The following is a 20,851-nucleotide window of genomic DNA, read 5'->3' as shown; positions in this document are numbered from 1 at the left end:
GCGAGCCGGCAGGCCGACCCGCTTGACATGCTCAACCTACCCCGCACACGGCAACGGTACGTCACGGAATCGTTAAGGTTCGGTAAGCCCGCAGAGGGCAAAGCTTGAGGATGCAGCGCACACGACGCACAGCGGACCGGCGCACACAAGGACTGCCCGTGCGCAGGCTCGCCCGGACATTCGGGCAAAGCCGGCGGCAGCGATGCCCGCTGCCGCCAAAGCCTCGTTGCCGGCAGCGGGCGCGGCGCCCCTACGCGCGGTGACTGCGCGCGGTGCCCACGCGCGGCTCGGCACGTCGTCACACAGCCCGCCGCCGTGCGGAACGCACATACGAACACGCCAGCCGCCAGAGCGGAACCGCGTAGAGGAAGACCGCGAGCGCCATGCTCTCGACCGGTGCGCCCATAGACGCAAGCGGCACGCCGCCCGCAATGGACCAGGGGACAAGCCCCGCCACAAGCACCACGGAATCCTCCAGATCGAGCGCGTGCTGTTCGGCGTTCGGCACGATGTCGCGGCTCAGCTGGTGGGTGAGCATGATGGCCAGCGTCTGGTTGCACGACACCATAGAGGTGGCCACCGAGATGCCAAGGGTTGCGGCAAAAGGTGTCACCCGGCCGGCAAAGGCGGCGACCATGCCATCGATGCCATGTAGCAGCCGGGTTTCCTCGAACACGCCCGCATAGGCAGAGGTGATGCACACGATGCCGACGGCAGAGAGCATCGACGCGATACCGCCCCCAGACAGAGCTTCTAGCCCCGGGGCGGCGGACGTAAAGCCCAGAAGCGCCGTGCGTGCGACATCGAGCATCGTCATATCCTGCAGCGCAAGGCACAGCGGCACGGACGAGATGATTCCCGCAGCGATGACGGCCAGGATGTCCACGCGAAAGATGGCGAGCGCGAACACGAGGACGGGCGGCAGGAGCACGACAGGCGAAAGGCCAAACGCCGACCCAAGAGGGCCGACCGTATCCAGCGAGCCGGCGGCTGCGGGCAACACCGCGCCCGCCACAAGGTAGGCCGCACAGGTCGCCGCGAAGGGCACCAGCGCGGTGCGCACCATACGCCTGAGGTTGCCGTAGAAATCGGTGCCGGTCACATCGGCCACAAGCAGGGCGCTTGTGGAAAGCGGGGACCAGCGATCGCCGAAAAACGCCCCGGAGAGCGCCGCCCCGCCCGCAGCGACGATCGGCACGCCCATCGCCGCGGCAAGCGAGACGCAGATGGTTCCCATGGTCGCCGCAGACCCAAAGGAGGTGCCGGTCGCAACCGATACCAAACAGGTAAGCAGAAACACCATGAGCAGAAAGAGCGGCGGGGTGATCAGCGGCACCGCGTAGTACACGATTGCCGGAATGACGCCCGCCGCGCGCCAAAGGCCCGTGAGCACGCCCACGAGCACAAGCATGCCAAGAATGCGGCAGATGGGGCGCACGCCGTGCCAGCACATGGCCGCCACCGCGCGCGCAGAGTTGCCCGCGCGCCACGCGTATACGCAGAACAGCACCAGCCCTACGACCAGCGCACACGCAGTGGGCACGCCGGTCGCGATGCATCCTACAAGTGCCGCCACAAACAGGCCGAGCGTTATGGTCTCCATTGCCCGCTAGTTCTGGCGATAGTGCTCGAAGAAGTCGGCCAGGTCGTCGAGCGCCTCGCGCAGGACCTCCATGCGCGGCAGGTAGACGATGCGGAAGTGGTCGGGCTTGCCCCAGTTGAAGCCGCCGCCGCGGGTGATGAGGATGCGCTTCTGATGCAGCAGGTCAAGGGCGAACTGCTCGTCGTCGGTGATGTTGAAGCGCTCGACATCCATCTTCGGGAAGATGTAGAACGCCGCCTTGGGCTTCACCGCCGTGATGCCCGGAATGGCATTGAGCGCCTCGTAGACGAAGTTGCGCTGCTCGTAGACGCGGCCGCCGGGAACGACGTAGCCCTTTACGCTCTGATGCCCGCCGAGCGCGGTCTGCACGATGGACTGCGCAGGCACGTTGGAGCACAGGCGCATGTTGGAGAGCATGTTGATGCCGTAGATGAAGTCCTTCATGCAACGCTTGTTGCCCGAAAGGATCATCCAGCCAATGCGATAGCCGGCAATCATATGGCTCTTCGACAGACCGGAGAACGTCACACACGGCAGGTCGGGCGCAAGCGATGCGATCGAGATGTGCTCGATGCCGTCCATGCACAGACGGTCGTAGATCTCGTCGGAGAAGATCATGAGCTGATGCTTGCGGGCGATCTCGACGATCTGCTCGAGCACCTCGCGCGGGTACACGGCGCCCGTGGGGTTGTTGGGGTTGATGATGACGATGGCCTTGGTGGCCGAGGTCACCTTGGACTCAAGGTCGGCGAGGTCGGGGTTCCACTCGGCCTCTTCGTCGCAGATGTAGTGCACGGGCGTGCCGCCGGCAAGGGTGGCACAGGCGGTCCACAGCGGATAGTCGGGGCTGGGAATCAAAATCTCGTCACCGGTGTCGAGCAGCGCGTTCATGCACAGCTGAATGAGCTCGGAGACGCCGTTGCCGGTGTAGATGTCCTCCATGCCCACGTTGGGCAGCCCCTTGAGCTGGGCGTACTGCATGATGGCCTTGCGCGCAGAAAAGAGGCCGCGCGAATCAGAGTAGCCCTCGCAATCGGGCAGCTGCTGACGCATATCCTGCACGACCTCGTCGGGGGTGCGGAATCCAAACGGCGCGGGATTGCCGATGTTGAGCTTCAAGATGCGCATGCCCTCCGACTCCATGCGGGCGGCTTCGTCGGCAACGGGGCCGCGCACATCGTAGAGGACGTTGTCGAGCTTGGAGGATTTGGTGAACTCGCGCATGGGAGTGCTCCTTTGTATGGAAGGTTGCGGGGCAGACTGCGTGCCCGGCGTGGTGGTTGAAGCAGGATTCGAGCCCGTGGAAACGGACAAGGCGGCCTCACGCCGCGCGGAAGCTCGCCCGCCGGCCGCTGACGGCGGCGCCGTCTCGGCGCGCCCATGCCGCGGGGCCTCTGGGCCTTCTCCCGAAAGCCATGCCGCATCGACCGAAAGAATGTCGGCAAGAAGCCGCATCACGTCGCGCCGTGGAACGGTTTTGCCGCTTACATACTGACTCACCTGGCTTTTTCCCAGCCGCTCGCCGCGCTGCGTGGCTGCACGGATGAGGTCTGCCTGCTTGAACCCGGCATCGGCCATGGCCTGCTTAAGACGCTGAGAAAACGTTGGTGCCATGGTGCCCCCTGCCCAAACGATGCCATCTGGAGCGCGGCGTTGTTACCGTTAGACGCGCCCGTCCCGCCAGATGGTTCAATTTCTACCGTAAATTGAACTTTCAAGCCTGTTCAGAATTGAACGTTCAATTTAGTCGGCAGTATAGCACGACGGCCCATCCCGTCTAGGTTCAATTTTGCTCCGGCATCCTGACTTCATGCGGACGACTTCACGCGGTCCGCTTCACAGAGCCGGCTTCACGCAGTCCCCTACCGAGCAAGCTGCACGCGGTGGAGCGGCTTGTAGATTGCACCGTCCGGGGTGAGCGTACTTTTGAAGAGCGTGACGCAGGTAGCCACGCTCTGGCGCGGAAACACCAGGCCCTCCAGCGGCTCGCGCGGAAGGCGCGCCCGACGTGCGAGGGTGATGTGCGGACGAAACGCCTTGCGGTCGAAGACAACGCCCGCCTTGTCGAGCGCATGGCGAACAGCAGCGGCAATATCCATGAGCTCGGGGACCTCGCGCAGCCCCAGCCACAGGGTCGCGTCGTGGGGACGGCCGAAGGTCCCCAGCCCCTCCGCCACAAGCAACGGGGCGTCGCACCCCGCGCACGCCGCATCCAGAGCATCCATCGCACGACGCGCCGCCGACTCATCCACCTCGCCTAAAAACGCCAGCGTCACATGGTAGGTCTCTCGGCGCATGAACCGTCCGCGGACGTATCCCTGCAGCTGGCGCGCCAGCACAACAAGGTCCTCAACGACATCTCCTGGCAGCTCAAGGGCAACAAATGCGCGCACGATATACCTCCCCAGGCAGGTCTTCCCACCTCTCGTTGTCCGACGCCAGGCAGCGACCAACAAGGCCCTGTCCACCGGAGCGAACAGGGCCTTCTTTGCAAATCGCTATTCCTTGCCATTCCAGCAATAGGTGCACACCTTGGTGGGATCGATGCCGATCGCCTCAAGCATGCCCGGCAGGCTCTGATAGCTGAGCGAGTCGAACCCCAACTGCTCGCAGATGCGGCGCAGCATGCATGCGCCGCGCTCGGTCGAGCTGTCGGCGTATTCGTCCAGATGCTTGTCGCCCTCGGGGCCCTCGAGCTCACGCACCACGCGGCGCGCGATGAGGTCCTGGTCGGACTTGCCGCGCGAGAACGACAGGTACTTGCAGCTGAACATGATGGGAGGACAGGCGCTTCGCATGTGCACCTCGGCTGCGCCGGCGCTATACAGGAAGTCAACCGTCTTGCCGAGCTGCGTACCGCGCACGATGGAGTCGTCTACCAGCAACAGGCGCTTGCCGTCGATAAGCTCGGGCACCGGGATCTGCTTCATCTCGGCAATGCGGTCGCGGACCGCCTGGTTGGTAGGCATGAACGAACGCGACCAGGTGGGGGTGTATTTGATGAAGGGGCGGGCGAAGGTGGCACCGCACTCGTTGGCAAAGCCGATGGCGTGCGGCAGACCGGAATCGGGCACGCCGGCCACGTAGTCGACCTCGGGAAGCGTGCCGGCCCGTGCCTCGTCGCGCGCCATAATCTGGCCATTGCGGTAGCGCATGACCTCGACGTTCACGCCCTCGTAGTTGGAGTTGGGGTAGCCGTAGTACACCCACAGAAACGCGCAGATCTTCATGTCTGGGCCGGCCGGCGCAACCGTCTCGAACCCGTCGGACGTCACACGCACGATCTCTCCCGAACCGAGTTCGTAGGCGTCTTCGTAACCCAGCTTGTGGTAGACGAACGACTCAAACGAGATGCAGTAGCCCTCGCCCTGGGTATCCCGGCCGATGATGACCGGCAAGCGGCCCATACGGTCGCGCGCGGCGAAAATCACACCGTCCTCGGTCATCACGAGCAGCGTAAGCGAGCCCTCGACCTGCTCCTGCGCAAACTTGATGCCCTCGACCAGGTCATCTTTCTGGTTGATGAGCGCCGCGACGAGCTCGGTCCCATTCACCGCGCCGGAGCTCATAGCCATGAATTGGGCGCCGCCCTCTTCAAAGTAGCGCTCGATGAGTTTGTCGGCGTTGTTGATGATGCCGACCGTCGTAATGGCGAAGGTTCCGTGGCGACCGCGCACCAGGAGCGGCTGCGGGTCGGTATCGCTGATGCAGCCGATGCCGCTCGTGCCGTGGAACCGCTCAAGGTCTTTGTCGAAGCGCGAACGAAACGGCGCGTTCTCGATTGAATGAATCTCTTTTTGAAACCCGCCCGTGCCTTCGCAGAACACCATGCCGGCGCGCCTGGTTCCCAGGTGCGAGTGATAATCGACGCCAAAGAATACGTCCAGCACCACATCGCGCTTAGATGCCGCGCCAAAGAATCCGCCCATTGCTCCCCTTCCTGTACGGACACCGATGCCGCCATTATACGTGAGCGGTGCGGGCGCTTCGCCCCACCGGCTCCCAGAGAGCCCTTTACCGGGCGCTGCGAGTTAGCCGTACGAGCACCCCGGCGCCTTGGCCCACGCCGCGCCGTCCGTGCCCCCTACTCCTCGGGCCCGCTTTGACGGACGGCCTCGAACGCCTCCTTCATGGTCTTGTTGCCACGCGTCAGCTTCTTGATGGTCAGATCCTGCGCCTTGTCGTTGGCAAGCCGGAGGTTGCGGTCGCTCGAAAGCAAGGCCTCTTTGGTCTTCTGCAGATGGGCTATGGTCTTGTCGATCTCGTCGATCGCCGTCTGGAACTTGCGGCTCGCCAGCTCGTAGTTGCGGGAGAACCCTTCCTGGAACTTGAGGAGCTTGTCCTCAAAGCCCGTCACATCAACGTTTTGTTGCCGCACAAGTGCCAGCTCCTGCTTATAGGAAAGCGAATTGAGCGCGGCGTTGCGCAGCAGCGTGATGATGGGAATGAAGAACTGCGGACGAATCACGTACATCTTGGGATAGCGATAGCTCACATCCACGATGCCGGCGTTATAGAGCTCGCTGTCGGGCTCCAGAAGCGAGACCAGAATGGCGTACTCGCAGCCCTTGGTCGTGCGGTCATGATCGAGCTTTTTGAAGAAGTCCTCGTTCTTGTGCTTGGTTGCCGTCGTGTCGTTCTCGTTTTTCATCTCGAACATAATCGAGATGATCTCGTTGCCGCTCTCGTCCTGCTCGCGGAAGATGTAGTCGCCCTTGCTGCCCTCGCTCGCATCGTTGTCCTTTTCGAAGTAGGCGTGCGGGAAGGCCGTCATGCGAATGCGATTGAACTCGGTCTCGCAATGCTGCTCGAGGGACTCCCCCACCATCTTGGTGGAGAGGCGCGCCTTCATGTCGCGCAGACGCTCGATTTCCTCGTCCTTGTAGCGGATGAGGGCCTCGCTGGTCTTCGAGGCCTGTTCAAGCTCGAGGGCATGGGCGGCCTTGAGCTGCTCGCGCTCGGATGCTCGCACGGCACGTTCGCTTTCCAGCTGGGCGCGCGCCTCGTCGCGCTCGGAAGCGACCTTAGCCACGGCGCGTTCCTGCTCGAGCGCCGAGGCGTTTTGTTGCTCGCGCAGCTGGGAGCGCAGCTGCTCGGCCTGCGCCTCGGCACGGCCAAGCTCCTCCTGCAGATGCTGGGCAGCTTCGGCCTGGGCCTTCTGAAGCGCCAGCTCCTGCCGCTCTTCGGCCGCTTTGAGCTCGGCCGAAAGACGGTCCACCTCGCGCTGGAGCTCGGAGGCGGTCCGCTCGCCCTCCGCCCGGGCCTCGGCGGCCGCCTGCTCACGCGCATGCTGCTGCTCGGCGGAGGCGGCATCAAGCCGGGCCGTGAGCTCGGCGATCTTTGCATCGCGATCCGACACGCCCTGCTGCAAGCGCACCTCGGCCTCCTGCTTGGCAAGCTTCACGGCCTGGTCGCGCTCCTGTCGCATCAGTTGCTCGCGTTCGCCAAGTTCGCGCTCGAACTCTTCGGTGCGCACCTGGCGCAAGATGTCGGCATAGCCCGACTCGTCGACAGTAAAGACGGTTCCGCAGTTGGGACACTTGATCTCGCTCATGTGCACTCCCTATCGCGTAAAGCTTGTCATGGCATCGAAGGTCGCTTCGGCGTCGTGACGGCCAAGCTGGTAGACCTTCTCCAGCAACGCCGGATCTTTGACCATCGTGGGCAGCTCTATAGGCTCGCTCGGCCGAATGACGAACACCTTGCCCTCGCGCTCGAGCGCTGCCAAGCGATCTCGCTGGGCGTTGTAGCGCAGATGGCGGTTTGCCAGCAGCTCGACCAGCTTGGGATACCGGTGCAGGCGAACGCGCAAGAAGGGCATGAGGCTGTTTGGCTCCTTGCGATAGGCGGCATGCTGCGTGCACACCACCACGCAGCGGTCGTAGCCCTGCGAGAACATCCAGTCAAAGGGAATGGAATCGGCCGTGCCGCCGTCAAGCAGCAGCTTACCGTCCAGGTGGACCGGCCGGGAGAGCGCGGGAATGGATGCCGAGGCGCGAATCCACTCGATATCCTCCTTGCCGCCCAGCTTAAGGTCGTGGTAGACCGGCTCGCCCGTCTCGATATCGGTCGCAACCACCGTAAAGCGCATGGGATTTGCCTGGAAGGTGTCCACGTCAAAGACATCGAGCTCCCAGGGCAGGCGTCCATAGGCGAATTTCTCGTTGAACAGGTCACCTGTGGTGATGAGGCTGCGGACGCTCGCATAGCGAGGGTCTCCGCAGAAGCGCTTGTTGTAGCGCAGCGTGCGACCTACCTGCAGCGATTTGAAGTTGCAGCCAAACGTGGCGCCAGCAGAGACGCCCACGGTAGCCGTCGCGGTAAAGCCGCGCTCCATCCACACGTCGATGATGCCCGCCGTGTACATGCCACGAAAGCCGCCGCCCTCGAGCACCACGCCGACCGTTGGCGCTCCGGCGGGCACCTGCGGCAATGCTATGCCGGGAACGTAGACGCTCTCTTCCTGCCTAGCCATGCGATACCTCCCTTGATGATGGAAGGTAGTATAGCGCGGCGCCCGGACACGATGCGGCCGCCGCCCTGCGTGGCCGCGAGGCGGGCAACCCTTGCGTCATGAAGTGCGACGTACGTCTTGAGCATCGCGCTTGCATTCCATATCGCAAGGCCCCGGACGCTCCGGGGATTGAGACCGTTCCGTTTTGGATACAACATGCTGTGTCACCGCAACGTGAACCGCAGCAGGCGCCGCGCAGAGCGCAGGCCGCACGGGCCTCGCGCACCTCCGCCACACGCCGCCGATGCGGTCCTGCCACCGAGGAGGAACCGATGAACGCCACCGAAGCCATGCTCACACGCCGCAGCATTCGCTCCTACCTGCCCGACCCTGTGCCCGACGACCTGCTCAACAAAGTGCTTGAAGCCGGCACCTACGCCGCTACGGGGCGAGGCGCGCAATCGCCCATCATCATCGCCATCACCAACCGCGAGGTACGCGACAAGCTTTCGGCCTTAAACGCCCGTATTATGGGCACCGAATCCGACCCGTTTTACGGAGCGCCGGTCGTGCTTGTGGTCCTTGCCCGGAAAGACGTGCCGACACACGTATACGACGGCAGCCTCGTGATGGGTAACCTCATGCTCGCCGCACATGAGCTGGGCCTGGGCAGCTGCTGGATCCATCGAGCCAAAGAGGAGTTCGAGCTGCCCGAGGGCAAGGAGCTGCTGGAAAGCCTGGGACTCGACGCGGATGCCTATGAGGGCATTGGCCACTGCATCCTGGGATACCCCGCCGGCGAGGCACCCGAACCCAAGCCGCGCAAAGAGAACTACGTCTACCGCATTGCGTAGCGCCAAGCGCCATAGCGCCGCGGCTGTTCCCGCACGCTCCGTGCCATTCGCTTGCCGAGGCCCGGCAGCGGCGATAAGCTGTCACCCATGAGGTAAAACCGCATTGACGCCGACCGCGCCCGTGTTCGCCTGCGCGTGCGACACGGGCGCGGCGCAACAGAACAGGGGATGCCGCCCATGGCGATTGAAAAGGTAAGGGAGTTCTTCCGTGCGCGCGGCATGGAGGACCGCGTGATGGAATTTGAGACGTCGAGCGCCACCGTCGAGCTCGCCGCCCAGGCGGTGGGCACAGACCCGGCGCGCATCGCCAAGACGCTCTCGTTCTATGTGGGCGACCGCGTGGCGCTTATTGTTGCAGCCGGCGATGCCCGCATCGACAATCCCAAGTACAAGGCGCAGTTCCACACGAAGGCCAAGATGCTCTCGGCCGCCGACGCCGAAGAGCGCATCGGCCACGCCGTGGGCGGCGTGTGCCCCTTTGCCGTAAAGGACGGGTGCGACATCTACCTGGACGAGTCACTCAAGCGCTTTGAAACGGTCTTCCCCGCCTGTGGAAGCTCCAACAGCGCGATTGAACTCACGCCCAGCGAGCTGGAAGAGCTCTGCCAACCCTGCATCTGGGTCGACGTCTGCAAGCTACCCGCATAGGGAACAGCAACAAGGGCGATGGCATGTGGGAGGCAGTCGCCCTACTACTTATGAGCTAGCTATTGGGGAATTAACCGAGCGCATTGGCCAAGATGTCGACAACGCCGCTTGTGAAGTTGACCACATGCTCGTCGATTACCTGGCCATCCTGCGCGATGGCGATGTGTGCCACCACAAGTTGGTCTTTCTCGGAGGGCTCTGAGCCTCCCATGGCGGTGGTCCACCTTACCGTGACGTCGTCCTGCGTAATTGCCTGGTCGCAGTCCACCGTATAGCTCAGCGGATCGAAAAACGCCGAGTTCGACGTGCACGAAACCGTCACCACATGCGTGTCGGCGTCCTGCAAGACGACGATATCGTAGTAGACAACGTCGTCCTCGCTGCTCACATAGGCCTCGTTAGGCGAGGTCCGCTCCTGAAAGACGACGGTGCCCGCGGCGTTGTCCTGACCCTGGCCGTTGTGCGGGCCGTCGTTGCATCCTGTCAGAGGTATGGCGAGGGCAAAGCCGGCGCAGGCGACAAGAGCCGCCGCGATGCCCAAACGCGACGCCCGCCGAAGAACGGCACGCACGTTTGCCTGGATCGATAGCCAGAATTTGCTCACTATTCCATCCATCCTGTTCATGCGGACAATGCGAGAGTGCGGGCCGGGTTGGTACGGGCCTGACGGGTACGGCCACGTCCAATGCCTGTCCAGAGGGCACGGGCCCGGCAGGTACAGCTACGTCCAATGTCTGCCCACCAGCAAGTATGACGTGCAGTCGCATCGAATGCCATCCCGGACACACCTACAGCGCAGACCCTCCGCTGCTGATTGCTCTACGACTGCCCTCGCTGTTGGTCAAATGTAGCTTCCCCTGGGCAGGGGTATTTCGCCGGGCACCTACACCTGGTCACTTTGACTGCGCTCTGGGCACGAGCATCCCCGGACGGGGATGCGGCTGGTCATAAATTCCGCGCTCTGGGCACGCGTTTCTCGCTGAAGGCGCACTACCGGTCGATATGGTCCTCTCCTGGGTATGCACGCGCCGCTTGATGAGCAGCAACATGCGAAAAAAACGCAGGTTGTTGCCCAGCACGCGCACGAATTGACCACCGAGACTCCCCCGACGCACTTTCCATGCCCAGCAGGCGGCAACTTTGACCATCGGCTCACACCTTGCAGACCCGCCTTGCCCAGGAGGACCCTCCTTTGACCAAGCGATCCGAGCGCACCCTTCGCCAACGCCAGCATAGAGGCGACACGCCCCAAACACGCCAGATTGCCGCAAAGGAAAGCGGCATAGACCGTGTTGGTCATGCCGCCATAAGCATCCAAGGCTGCCACTCAATCAACCATGAAGACGGCCTTCCGTAGCATGCCAGATTGCCGTAAACGAGGAGCCGCCTTTCGAAGGCGACCGACGAATGAACGACAAGGTGACATGCTGCAGCACGCTCGTGCGGCCCTCCCAGATGCCGCAGGTCGACCAGAATAACGAAGGAGCATAGGCTTTCGCGCTACGCTCGAAGTCCTGAAGGCCGAGGTGCGATACCTGGGGAGGCCGCAGGGATCAGTCAACCTATTTCTTGATCCAGGAGAACATGGAGCGGATCTTCTCGCCGACCTTCTCGATCTCGTGCTCGTTGATCTTCTCGCGCTGCTCGAAGAGCCACTTGTGGCCGTTGTTACAGTCGTCGACGAACTCCTGGGCGAAGCTGCCGTCCTGGATGCGGGCCAGGATCTGCTTCATGGCCTCGCGGCTCTGCTCGTTGATGACCTTCGGGCCGGCGTAGTACTCGCCGTACTCAGCCGTGTTGGAGATGGAGTAGTTCATGAAGTGGATGCCGCTCTCGTACATGAGGTCGACGATCATCTTCATCTCGTGATAGCACTCGAAGTAGGCGAGCTCGGGCGGATAACCGGCCTCGGTCAGGGTCTCGAAGCCAGCCTTGACAAGCTCGACGAGGCCGCCGCAGAGCACAGCCTGCTCGCCGAACAGATCCTCCTCGGTCTCCTCCTTGAAGGTGGCCTTGATGATGCCGGAGCGCGCTCCGCCAACACCCCAGCAGTACGACAGGACGATGTCCCAAGCGTCGCCGGTGGCATCCTGCTGCACGCACGCCAGGTCGGGCACGCCGGAGCCCTCGGTGTACTGACGACGGACGATGTGGCCCGGGCCCTTGGGCGCGCACATGATGACGTTGACGTCCTCGGGCGGCACGATGTAGCCGAAGTGAATGTTGAAGCCATGGGCGAAGGCCAGGGTGTCGCCGGGCTTGAGGTGGTCCTTGATGTGCTCCTCATAGACCTTGGGCTGGGTCTCGTCGGGGGTGAGGATCATGATGACGTCGGCTTCCTCGGCGGCCTGGTCCATCGTGGTCACCTTGAGGCCGGCTTCCTCGGCCTTGGCCCAGGAGCTCGAACCCTCGCGCAGGCCGACGCGCACGTCACAGCCGGAATCGAGCAGGTTCAGCGCATGGGCATGGCCCTGCGAACCGTAGCCGATGATGGCGATCTTCTTGCCCTGGATGACTTTCGGATCGCAGTCCTGCTCATAGTAAATCGTAACAGCCATGTTGTTTCTCCTTTACGTCGTGGCTGGTGTTACCTTGGATGGCGAGCCGTATCAAGTGGATGCGGCTGCGAGTGAATCGAAACGAATGTTGCAGCAACGAACGGCCTATAAGGTTGAGCAACGTCAGCGAGCGGCGGGAAGACGGAGCAGATTGCCCCGAAAGAGGAGCGACGCGTACTTCGGTACGCGACCGACGAATGAGAGCCGAATCGGCCGCCAGGTGCCCGCGCAGCGTCGACCCGTTCCGTCGTTCGTCAGAACGACGGAGCTACGAATCCCGCGCCCCGCGCGACATGGCGATCTTGCCCGTGCGCGTGAGCTGACGGATGCCGTAGCCGCGGAAGAGGTCTTCGAGCGCGTCGAGCTTGCTCTGCGTGCCCGTGGCCTCCACAGTCAGCGAGTTCTTGCCCACGTCGACGATGTTCGCGCGGAAGATGTTCGCGATCTCGATGATCTCGTGGCGCTTATCGGGCTGGGCAAGCACCTTGAACAGCACAAGCTCGCGCTCGATGGCGTCCTCCTCGGTGAGGTCCGAGATCTTATACACCGAGACCAGCTTATGCAGCTGCTTGGTAAGCTGCTCATAGGCGATCTCGTCGGCGTTGACGATGATGGTCATGCGACTCATGGTGACGTCCTCGGTGGGCGCCACGGTGAGGGAATCGATGTTAAAACCACGGCGGCTGATGAGTCCGGTGACGCGCGAGAGCACGCCCGGCTTGTTCTCGACGAGCACAGAGAGGATGTACTTCATCTCACTCGCCTCCCTTCGCATCGCTCACGTCTGCAGGCTTGGCCTCGGCTCCCATCTCGGCGTCTGCCGAGGAAACCTTCGTCGCACCCGCCACGCGCGAGGCTCCGTCCGTCTTCGCATTGAGCGGCAGCGGCTCGGCCACGGTACCGCCCATGGAGCCGGCGGGGCTCATGCCCTTCTCCGTCACGCGCACACCGCCCAGCGTCACGTCGATGGCGCCGATGATGTCATCGAGGGCGGCGCCGGGTGCAACCATGGGATAGACCGTCTGCGCCGTCGGGATGATGACGTCCAAGAGATACGGGCCGTCGTAGGCAAGCATGCGGTCGAGCGCCTCGTCGATCTGGTCGGGATGGGTAATGCGCTCGGCGCCCCAGCCGTACGCCTCGGCGAGCTTCACGAAATCGGGGTTCGCCGTGAACTCGGTGCAGGAGTAGCGCTCGTGATAGAACAGGCGCTGCCACTGGTGCACCATGCCCAGCGCGTTGTTATCGATGAGCAGGACCTTCACCGCCACGCCGTTGCCGATGGCCGTGGCCATCTCCTGGATGTTCATCTGAATCGAGCCATCGCCGGCGATGCAGACCACCTGCGCGTCGGGCCGGCCGATCTTGGCGCCAATGGCTGCCGGGAAGCCGAAGCCCATGGTGCCCAGGCCGCCGCTTGAGATGAACGTGCGCGACTCCTCGCGATGAATATGCTGATGCGCCCACATCTGATGCTGGCCGACCTCGGTCGTGACCACGCTGTTGTGCGGGTCGAGCCTGTTGGAAAGACGCTCGAGCACCACCTCGGGAGCGATGCGGTCGGGATAGTCAGCGAAATCGGTAGTGTAGAACGGCCAGCGCTCACGCCATTCGAAGCACTGCTGCACCCACGCCAGGCTCGCCGGCTGTGCCTCCACCTTGTCGAGACGCGCGTTGATGGCCGCCACGACGTTGCGCGCATCGCCCACGATGGGCACCTGCGGGTCGCGGACCTTTCCGATCTCGGCGGGGTCGATGTCGATGTGGATGACCTTCGCGTGCGGAGCGAACTCCGAGAGCTTGCCGGTCACGCGGTCCGAGAAGCGCGCGCCCACGGCGATGATGAGGTCGCACTCGGTAAGGGCCATATTGGCGTATTTGGAACCGTGCATGCCGACGGGACCCAGGTTAAGCGGGTTCGAGCAGGGCATGGCCGCCTTGCCGAGCAGCGTCGTGACCACGGGAATCTGCATCTTCTCGGAGAGCTCGACGATCTCGTCGCACGCATGGCTGGAGACAACGCCACCGCCCACCATGAGCACCGGGCGCTCGCTTGTGCGAATGAGCTCGACGGCCTGGCGCACCTGCTTGGCGTTGCCCTTGTAGGTGGGACGATAGCTGGGAATGTCCACCTGGTCAGGATAGTGGAAGACCATCTCGGCGCCGGCGAGGTCGGACGGCACGTCGATCAGCACCGGGCCCGGGCGGCCGGTCGAGGCGATGTAGAAGGCCTCGCGGAACGTACGCGTGAGGTCGTCGTTGCTCTGCAGCAGGAAGCTGTGCTTCACCACGGGCATGGTGATGCCCACGATGTCGGCCTCCTGGAACGCGTCGGTGCCGATGACGCCGCGCGTGACCTGGCCCGTGATGACCACGAGAGGCACCGAGTCCATGTAGGCCGTGGCGATGCCCGTCACCGTGTTGGTGGCGCCCGGGCCGCTCGTCACCAGCACCACGCCCACCTTGCCGGTGGCGCGGGCATAGCCGTCGGCCTCGTGCACGGCGCCCTGCTCATGGCGCGCGAGCACATGGTGGATGCTCTTGGAGTCATAGAGCGCGTCGTAGATCTTGATGGCCTGGCCGCCGGGGTAGCCGAAGATGACGTCGACCCCCTCGGCCTCGAGGCTCGCGATGATGGCCTGTGCGCCCGTCATGGTCTCGCCCTCGTGCTCGGTCTTGCTGCCGGGGCCGAAGGGCTTGCCGCTAATGGCGAGCTCCTTCAGCGCCAGACGCTCGGCGCGAGTGGTACCCGAGCCCGTCGCGGCAGAAACCGCGCTCGAGCAGATGTGCTGGCGGATGTCGTCGGGCATGTCGGGCGTGCGTGGGCTGCCGGCGAGCGGCGACGCCTGGCCTGTGGCCTGAGTGGTATCGGTCATGAGAGATACGCCCCCTTATCGGCACTGGTAACGAGCTTCGCATAGCGGGAAAGAACACCCGTGGTGTACTTGGGCGCCGGCGGCTGCCAGGCGGCACGGCGGCGCTCGAGCTCCTCGTCCGTCAGGCGCACGTCAAGCGTTCCCGCCTCGATGTCGATATCGATGATGTCGCCTTCCTGCACAAGCGCGATGGGGCCGCCCGCCGCAGCCTCGGGACTCACGTGCCCGATGCAGGGGCCCTTGCTCGCGCCGGAGAAGCGGCCGTCGGTGATGAGCGCGACGGAGTGGTCGAGCCCCATGCCACAGATAGCCGACGTGGGCGTGAGCATCTCGCGCATGCCGGGACCGCCGGCCGGGCCCTCATAGCGAATGACTACCACGTCGCCAGGGTTGATCTTGCCGCCGAAGATGGCCTCGCAGGCCTCCTCCTCGCTCTCGAAGACGCGGGCGGGGCCGGAATGCTGCATCATGTCGGGAGCGACGGCGCTGCGCTTCACGACCGCGCGGTCGGGCGCCAGGTTGCCGTGCATGACCTTGAGTCCGCCCACCGGCGAGTAGGCGTTTTCGACCGTACGCACGATCTCGCCGTCGGCAGGCGGGCACTGGGCAATCCAGTCCTTCATGCAGCCGTGGCAGGTGCAGGCCGTCTCGTCCAGCAGGCCGGCACGCCCCAGCACGCCGATGATGGCGGGGATGCCGCCCACGGCGTTCAGGTCCTCGATATGGAGCGGACCCGCCGGCGCGATGCGCACGATATTGGGGGTCTCGTCGGAGACGCGGTCCCAGTCGTCCATCGTGATGGGGCAGCCGGCGGCGTGCGCGATGGCCGTGAGGTGCAGCATGGTGTTGGTGGAGCCACCGAAGGCCATGTCGAGCACCATGCCGTTGTGGATGGCGGCGGGCGTGAGGATGTCCAGCGCCGTGATGTTCTTCTTGACCAGGTCCATCACCTGCATACCGGTCTGCTTGGCCAGACGAATGCGCTCGGAGTAGACGGCCGGCACGGTGCCGTTGCCGGGAAGCGCGAGGCCGAGCGCCTCGGCCAGGCAGCAGATGGAGTTGGCGGTGAACATGCCCGAGCAACTGCCGCAGGTGGGGCATGCGGTGTTCTCGAGCCAAGCGCACTCCTCCGTCGTCATGGTGCCGGCGGTAACCTGGCCCACGGCGTCAAAGAGGCTGTTGAGGTCGGTCTGGTTGCCGCACTTATCGCGCCCGGCGAGCATGGGACCGCCGGAAACGAGCATGGTGGGGATGTTCAAGCGAGCGGCGGCGATAAGCATGCCGGGCACGATCTTGTCGCAGGAGGGAATGAGCACCATGGCGTCGAACTGATGGCCCTGGATGACGCACTCGACGCTGTCGGCGATGACCTCGCGGCTCGTGAGGCTGTAGCGCATGCCCTCGTGATTCATGGCGATGCCGTCGCAGACGCCGATGGTGTTCACCTGGAGCGGCGTGCCGCCGGCCATGCGAACGCCCGCCTTCACGGCGTCGGCGATCTGCTGAAGATGGATATGGCCGGGAATGACCTCGTTCTGGGCGGATACGACCGCCACGAGCGGCCGGTCGAGCTCCTCGTCGGTAAGCCCGTCGGCCTTGAGCAGGCTTCGGTGCGGCGCCCGCGCCAGTCCCTTCTTGATGGCATCGCTTCGCAGCTGCATATACGCCCTCGCTTCCTCTCGCGCTTCCTCGATATGAAATGCGAGACGGCAGGCGTGCTGCCCGATGCCTATCACGGAGGCTCCGGCGCGACGTTGGCGCCCGCGGTCGCATGGGGATCGCCCATGGCCACGCACGCGTTCGGCCGCACTGCTCGAGGGTATGTTCTCGACCGTCCACCGCAGGTTCTCACTGCTCCTGGAGGGCGCACTCGCGCCCAAGAAGCTCTGCCGCCTGCTCGCTGTGGGATGGCCCGGCCGATACTCGCCCTGTCATCGCATTTGCTGAGTCAGGAGTATCCTCCGTTCATCGATCGGTAGCAAGGACGAAATATGCAGGAAACACTTTTCTCGGCGAAAGCACCGATTCACCCGACGGGCGGCTGGGACGATCCGACTACAGCATCGTCTGGCTCAGCTGCGGGTCAAAACCAGCCGTGCGCAGGGCGTCCATGATCTGCTCCTTGTGCGCGGTGCCATAGGCCTCGATCGTCACCCGAAGCTCCACGGCAGCGTTGCGGTTGGTGGAGACAAACTGGTTGTGCTCGAGCTTGATGACGTTGCCGTTCTGCTCGGCGATGGCGCTGGCCACCTTGACGAGCATGCCCGGGCGGTCGGGTAACAGAACGCTCACCGTGAAGATGCGGTCGCGCGCGATAAGGCCGTGCTGCACCACGGAGCTCATGGTGATGACATCCATGTTGCCGCCGGAGAGAATCGACACGACGCGCTTGTTCTTGGCAGGCAGATGCTTGAGCGCGGCGACGGTGAGCAGCCCCGAGTTCTCGACGATCATCTTATGGTTCTCGACCATGTCGAGGAACGACACGATGAGCTCCTCGTCCGGCACGGTGATGACGTCGTCAAGGTTCTGCTGGAGGTACGGGAAGACTTTGTCGCCCACCTCGAGCACCGCGGTGCCGTCGGCGATGGTGTTTGCCGAATCGATCTTCACCGGATGCCCCGCCTCGAGCGCCCGCGTGAGCGACGCCGCACCCTCGGGCTCCACGCCGATGACCTTGATTTTGGGGTTGTAGAGCTTCGCGAAGGTCGACACGCCGCACGCGAGCCCGCCGCCGCCGACCGGCACGAGAATGGTGTCGACAAGCGGCAGCTCCTGCACAATCTCCATGGCGATTGTGCCCTGGCCCGTGGCGACCACCGGGTCGTTGAAGGGATGGATGAACGTGTATCCCTGTTCCTCGGCGAGCTTCATGGCGTAGTCGCACGACTCGTCATACACGTCGCCGTAAAGCACGACCTCGGCGCCGTAGCCCTTCGTGCGCTCGACCTTGATGAGCGGCGTGGTCGTAGGCATGACCACGACCGACTTCGCGCCCGCGCGCGTCGCCGCATACGCCACACCCTGGGCGTGGTTGCCGGCGCTCGCCGTGATAAGGCCGTGCGAGAGCTCCTCGGGCGTGAGCGTCGAGATCTTGTAGTAGGCGCCACGCACCTTGTAGGCGCCCGTGCGCTGCATGTTTTCGGGCTTGAAGAACACACGATTGCCCGTAGACTGGCTAAAATGGGCGCTCTCGATGAGCTCGGTCTTCTGGGTGACTTCCTTGACCTTCTCTGAGGCCTGTTCGAACGCATCGAGCGTTAGCATCTCGGGCATAGCACACTTCCTTTGCTCACGTTATCCGCTTTGGTGTAGTAAAGTAGCGTAGCATATTCGCACGAACCGACGATACAGGGAGAAGGCTGAACGCGATGGCAATCGAGGAGCGACAAAGCGAAGACGAGCCGACAGGAGCCGAACAGGCCCCGCTGTTCTCGCTGCGCGATGCGCGCGTGGTGCGCGGCGGCAAGACAATCCTCGACGTGCCCCGCTTCGACCTTGCCGAGGGCGAGCATGTGGCACTGCTTGGCCCCAACGGCGCCGGCAAGTCGACCTTCATCCAGCTGCTCACACGCGAGGTCTTCCCGCTGTGGCGCGAAGAGCCGCCCGTGCGCTTTCGCGGGTCCGCGCGCCCGGAGCTCTCGGATATCAAGCGCAGCCTGGGCATTGTGAGCGCCACCATGCACGACCAGGTGCGCGTGCATCTTCCTGTCATCGACATCGTGTGCGGCGGCATGTTTGGCACGCTGGGCTTGCCGCGCCATGTCGACATGACGCCCGAGGTGCGCGAGAAGGGCATGGATGCGCTCGAGCGGCTGGGCATCGCCGATATCGCCGACCGCGACGTCATGACCCTCTCGACCGGGCAGGTGCGCCGCGCGCTCGTAGCCCGCGAACTCATGAGCGACCCCTCGGTCCTGATCTTTGACGAGCCCTGCACGGGCCTTGATCCCGAGGGCATGTACCACGTGCGCGATACCATGCGCATGCTTGCAAGCGAAGGCCGCTCGGTGGTGCTGGTGACCCACTATCCCGAGGACATCATCCCCGACATCAAGCGTGTGCTCCTCATCAAGGAGGCGACCATCTTTGCCGATGGCCCCAAGGAGGAACTGCTGCGCAGCGACACCATGAGCGAGCTGTTCGGCGTGCCGCTTGAGGTCGACGAGTCGCACGGCTGGTACTCGCTGCGCGGACGCTACTAACGCGCTAGAGCGCCGAGAGCAGCTCTTCCCAATCGAGGTCGTCGGACCAGTGCGACGCGTCCTCGTCCCAGCTGTCTGTCCAAGATGACGTGCCTTCTTCCCAGCTATCGCCCGTGGCATAGTCGAGCTCGATACCGGGCTGAACGTTGCGGCACAACACGTTGAACGAGACGCCGGCGCCGTCGTCCTCGAGCGAGCGAGCCTCGATCTGCACGGCCCGGCAGACAAGCTCTGAGCCCTCGAACACTGGCGTCACACGATACAGCACATGGTTGCCGGTATCGTCGATATAGCGCGCAACCTCTTCCTCGAACGGCAGCATAAGCTGGGCGTTCATAAAGCGCGTGCCCGTGACGAGGTTGCGCTCGTTGGCGTTTTCGGCAGCGAGCATCCAGGCGATCAGGTGCGTGCGATTGTAGAGGCTGCCGCCCTCCACGCAGTCGTAGCTCACGCTGTGCCAGCCTGACGGATGGATGTCGCTGATGGATTCGCGCTCCTCCCCAGGGGCAGGCATGGTCTCGGCCCCCGCGCACGCCGTCGCCGCGCCGCAGCGGCCCAGCGCGTCGAGCGGACTGTACGATTCATAGTCCAGGTGCTCCCAGGCATAGGCGATCTCTTCGTCGGTAAACGACGGGGAACCGTCCCCAACGTCTTGGACGGCATCCCCCTGGACCGCGAGCGCCTCGGATACCTCGGCGGGATACTCGTGTTGGACAAGGCCGCCCGTCACCTGGTCGACGACCGACGTCAGCTGCGAGCAGCCCGCCAGGATAAGCGCCGCAGCAAGCGCCGCCACGAGCGAAATGCGTTTGCGAAGTTGCCTCATTACGTAACCTCCTGCAGTGCAGTATGCCACGTCGTGCGGGCAGGGCTCGGATGCGGGATTGCGAGCGTGCGTGCTTCCACCGCATAATGAGTCTTGAGAGTACGACGGTAATAGACGCACGAATGGGACGGCGACACGGTGACCAGCAGAAAACCCCAGGCACGAGCACGGCAGCGCAGCGAATTCATGCACGATGTGGGAGACCTCGATGCGCTTTTCTCTGCCGGACGCCGTGGGCTAAACGAACTCGATGCCCGCCGGGAAGAAGCACACTATGAAAAGGCGTGCGGATTGAAGAAGCGCTACGACAGCAGGGCGGATGCCCTGGCGGCTATAGATGCTTGCGCCGCTCACGGCAGGCGCGGACTCAGCTGCTACAAGTGCTCTTACTGTGGCGGATGGCACCTTACGTCACACCCTCAGAGGGGCTAGTCGGCACCCGCATTCTCGGCGCGCCGCTGCTACGGCCTACAGCCCTTCTGCCAAGGTGGCCAGCAACTCCTTTTTTGAGTCGGCAACGACCAGGCGCTTCCCCACCCGTACGTAGCACTTCCCCTTGAGCTCGGGATGCTTCTTGGCACAGGCCCCGAAACATCCGCAGCGGCGATCTTTCTTCTTAACGATGCCCTTCAGGTCACCCGGCTTGATGCCCGAGCACTTCTTACATATGCGTACCTCTGGCATGAGGCCTCTCCTATCGGTATCGCTGTGCCGCAGGCCCGCCCTACCGCCGATTGCGCATCTGCGCGGCCGCGTCAACGCATGCCTGCAGTTCAACCATAATTGCTACTAAATATATTACATATTAGTTAGCCATGTGCAACCAT

The 20,851-nt window shown here is 63.7% G+C and carries 17 protein-coding genes; 3 read left to right on the top strand and 14 right to left on the bottom strand.

Annotation, left to right across the window (positions count from 1 at the left end; translation table 11 throughout):
• Positions 1 to 298: 298 nt before the first annotated feature.
• From B5F33_RS04365 to B5F33_RS04340, 6 genes are all read right to left on the bottom strand, one after another.
• Complete coding sequence (locus B5F33_RS04365) at positions 299 to 1,603, bottom strand: Na+/H+ antiporter NhaC family protein (protein WP_087410574.1); 1,305 nt, start codon at positions 1,601 to 1,603, stop codon at positions 299 to 301.
• Between the two features lie 6 nt (positions 1,604 to 1,609).
• On the bottom strand, positions 1,610 to 3,217 hold the full coding sequence (locus B5F33_RS04360) for an aminotransferase class I/II-fold pyridoxal phosphate-dependent enzyme (protein ID WP_087410573.1): 1,608 nt from the start codon (positions 3,215 to 3,217) through the stop codon (positions 1,610 to 1,612).
• A 248-nt stretch (positions 3,218 to 3,465) separates the two neighbouring features.
• Complete coding sequence (gene thpR, locus B5F33_RS04355) at positions 3,466 to 3,996, bottom strand: RNA 2',3'-cyclic phosphodiesterase (protein WP_087410572.1); 531 nt, start codon at positions 3,994 to 3,996, stop codon at positions 3,466 to 3,468.
• 105 nt (positions 3,997 to 4,101) lie between these two features.
• A complete protein-coding gene (locus B5F33_RS04350) occupies positions 4,102 to 5,532 on the bottom strand; it encodes an amidophosphoribosyltransferase (RefSeq protein WP_087410571.1) in 1,431 nt (476 codons plus the stop codon).
• 155 nt (positions 5,533 to 5,687) lie between these two features.
• The gene (locus B5F33_RS04345; RefSeq protein ID WP_087410570.1) at positions 5,688 to 7,157 is read right to left on the bottom strand and encodes a DUF2130 domain-containing protein; all 1,470 of its coding nucleotides are present in this window, start codon (positions 7,155 to 7,157) and stop codon (positions 5,688 to 5,690) included.
• 9 nt (positions 7,158 to 7,166) lie between these two features.
• A complete protein-coding gene (locus B5F33_RS04340) occupies positions 7,167 to 8,078 on the bottom strand; it encodes a patatin family protein (protein ID WP_204214398.1) in 912 nt (303 codons plus the stop codon).
• A gap of 311 nt (positions 8,079 to 8,389) precedes the next feature.
• Here B5F33_RS04340 and B5F33_RS04335 point away from each other — a divergent pair, with 311 nt between their 5' ends.
• Together B5F33_RS04335 and B5F33_RS04330 are read left to right on the top strand one after the other, a co-directional pair.
• On the top strand, positions 8,390 to 8,911 hold the full coding sequence (locus B5F33_RS04335) for a nitroreductase (RefSeq protein ID WP_087410569.1): 522 nt from the start codon (positions 8,390 to 8,392) through the stop codon (positions 8,909 to 8,911).
• Positions 8,912 to 9,088: 177 nt separating this feature from the next.
• Positions 9,089 to 9,559, top strand: coding sequence for a YbaK/EbsC family protein (locus tag B5F33_RS04330; RefSeq protein ID WP_087410568.1), 471 nt, complete (start codon positions 9,089 to 9,091; stop codon positions 9,557 to 9,559).
• A gap of 70 nt (positions 9,560 to 9,629) precedes the next feature.
• Here the strand turns inward: B5F33_RS04330 and B5F33_RS04325 are convergent, their stop codons facing one another.
• From B5F33_RS04325 to ilvA, 6 genes are all read right to left on the bottom strand, one after another.
• Complete coding sequence (locus B5F33_RS04325; protein ID WP_087410567.1) at positions 9,630 to 10,163, bottom strand: hypothetical protein; 534 nt, start codon at positions 10,161 to 10,163, stop codon at positions 9,630 to 9,632.
• 958 nt (positions 10,164 to 11,121) lie between these two features.
• Positions 11,122 to 12,117, bottom strand: a complete 996-nt coding sequence (gene ilvC / locus B5F33_RS04320; RefSeq protein ID WP_087410566.1) for a ketol-acid reductoisomerase — start codon at positions 12,115 to 12,117, stop codon at positions 11,122 to 11,124.
• 268 nt (positions 12,118 to 12,385) lie between these two features.
• Positions 12,386 to 12,871, bottom strand: coding sequence for an acetolactate synthase small subunit (ilvN, locus tag B5F33_RS04315; RefSeq protein ID WP_087410565.1), 486 nt, complete (start codon positions 12,869 to 12,871; stop codon positions 12,386 to 12,388).
• Between the two features lies 1 nt (position 12,872).
• Positions 12,873 to 14,993 (bottom strand): biosynthetic-type acetolactate synthase large subunit, encoded by a 2,121-nt coding sequence (gene ilvB, locus B5F33_RS04310; RefSeq protein ID WP_343215921.1) that lies wholly within the window; start codon positions 14,991 to 14,993, stop codon positions 12,873 to 12,875.
• Positions 14,990 to 16,654 carry a dihydroxy-acid dehydratase gene (gene ilvD / locus B5F33_RS04305; RefSeq protein WP_087410564.1) on the bottom strand — a complete coding sequence of 555 codons (1,665 nt, stop codon included), beginning with the start codon at positions 16,652 to 16,654 and terminating at the stop codon, positions 14,990 to 14,992. Before ilvD ends, ilvB begins: the two co-directional genes overlap by 4 nt.
• 394 nt (positions 16,655 to 17,048) lie before the next feature.
• Positions 17,049 to 18,269: a threonine ammonia-lyase gene (gene ilvA, locus B5F33_RS04300; protein WP_087410563.1), complete on the bottom strand. Its 1,221-nt coding sequence runs from the start codon at positions 18,267 to 18,269 to the stop codon at positions 17,049 to 17,051.
• Positions 18,270 to 18,364: 95 nt separating this feature from the next.
• Between ilvA and B5F33_RS04295 the strand changes: the two genes are divergently transcribed.
• Positions 18,365 to 19,198, top strand: coding sequence for an ATP-binding cassette domain-containing protein (locus B5F33_RS04295; protein ID WP_087410562.1), 834 nt, complete (start codon positions 18,365 to 18,367; stop codon positions 19,196 to 19,198).
• A gap of 4 nt (positions 19,199 to 19,202) precedes the next feature.
• Here B5F33_RS04295 and B5F33_RS04290 read toward each other — a convergent pair whose 3' ends face one another.
• Together B5F33_RS04290 and B5F33_RS04280 are read right to left on the bottom strand one after the other, a co-directional pair.
• On the bottom strand, positions 19,203 to 20,024 hold the full coding sequence (locus B5F33_RS04290) for a DNA/RNA non-specific endonuclease (protein WP_087410561.1): 822 nt from the start codon (positions 20,022 to 20,024) through the stop codon (positions 19,203 to 19,205).
• A gap of 468 nt (positions 20,025 to 20,492) precedes the next feature.
• The gene (locus B5F33_RS04280) at positions 20,493 to 20,708 is read right to left on the bottom strand and encodes a hypothetical protein (protein WP_087410559.1); all 216 of its coding nucleotides are present in this window, start codon (positions 20,706 to 20,708) and stop codon (positions 20,493 to 20,495) included.
• Positions 20,709 to 20,851: the final 143 nt, after the last annotated feature.

Origin of the sequence: Collinsella sp. An2 (assembly GCF_002160065.1) — a bacterium.
Lineage (GTDB): Bacteria > Actinomycetota > Coriobacteriia > Coriobacteriales > Coriobacteriaceae > Limicola.
The sequence above is the reverse complement of the archived record's forward strand: the minus strand, read 5'-3'. Positions and strand labels throughout refer to the sequence as shown.

Bases quoted from the DNA above. Each gene is read 5' to 3' on its own strand.
- ilvB (WP_343215921.1), bottom strand. From the start codon at position 14,993: ATGACCGATACCACTCAGGCCACAGGCCAGGCGTCGCCGCTCGCCGGC.
- ilvN (WP_087410565.1), bottom strand. From the start codon at position 12,871: ATGAAGTACATCCTCTCTGTGCTCGTCGAGAACAAGCCGGGCGTGCTC.
- B5F33_RS04365 (WP_087410574.1), bottom strand. From the start codon at position 1,603: ATGGAGACCATAACGCTCGGCCTGTTTGTGGCGGCACTTGTAGGATGC.
- B5F33_RS04350 (WP_087410571.1), bottom strand. From the start codon at position 5,532: ATGGGCGGATTCTTTGGCGCGGCATCTAAGCGCGATGTGGTGCTGGAC.
- B5F33_RS04340 (WP_204214398.1), bottom strand. From the start codon at position 8,078: ATGGCTAGGCAGGAAGAGAGCGTCTACGTTCCCGGCATAGCATTGCCG.
- B5F33_RS04295 (WP_087410562.1), top strand. From the start codon at position 18,365: ATGGCAATCGAGGAGCGACAAAGCGAAGACGAGCCGACAGGAGCCGAA.
- B5F33_RS04330 (WP_087410568.1), top strand. From the start codon at position 9,089: ATGGCGATTGAAAAGGTAAGGGAGTTCTTCCGTGCGCGCGGCATGGAG.
- ilvA (WP_087410563.1), bottom strand. From the start codon at position 18,269: ATGCCCGAGATGCTAACGCTCGATGCGTTCGAACAGGCCTCAGAGAAG.
- B5F33_RS04335 (WP_087410569.1), top strand. From the start codon at position 8,390: ATGAACGCCACCGAAGCCATGCTCACACGCCGCAGCATTCGCTCCTAC.
- ilvD (WP_087410564.1), bottom strand. From the start codon at position 16,654: ATGCAGCTGCGAAGCGATGCCATCAAGAAGGGACTGGCGCGGGCGCCG.
- B5F33_RS04290 (WP_087410561.1), bottom strand. From the start codon at position 20,024: ATGAGGCAACTTCGCAAACGCATTTCGCTCGTGGCGGCGCTTGCTGCG.
- ilvC (WP_087410566.1), bottom strand. From the start codon at position 12,117: ATGGCTGTTACGATTTACTATGAGCAGGACTGCGATCCGAAAGTCATC.
- B5F33_RS04345 (WP_087410570.1), bottom strand. From the start codon at position 7,157: ATGAGCGAGATCAAGTGTCCCAACTGCGGAACCGTCTTTACTGTCGAC.
- B5F33_RS04280 (WP_087410559.1), bottom strand. From the start codon at position 20,708: ATGCCAGAGGTACGCATATGTAAGAAGTGCTCGGGCATCAAGCCGGGT.
- B5F33_RS04360 (WP_087410573.1), bottom strand. From the start codon at position 3,217: ATGGCACCAACGTTTTCTCAGCGTCTTAAGCAGGCCATGGCCGATGCC.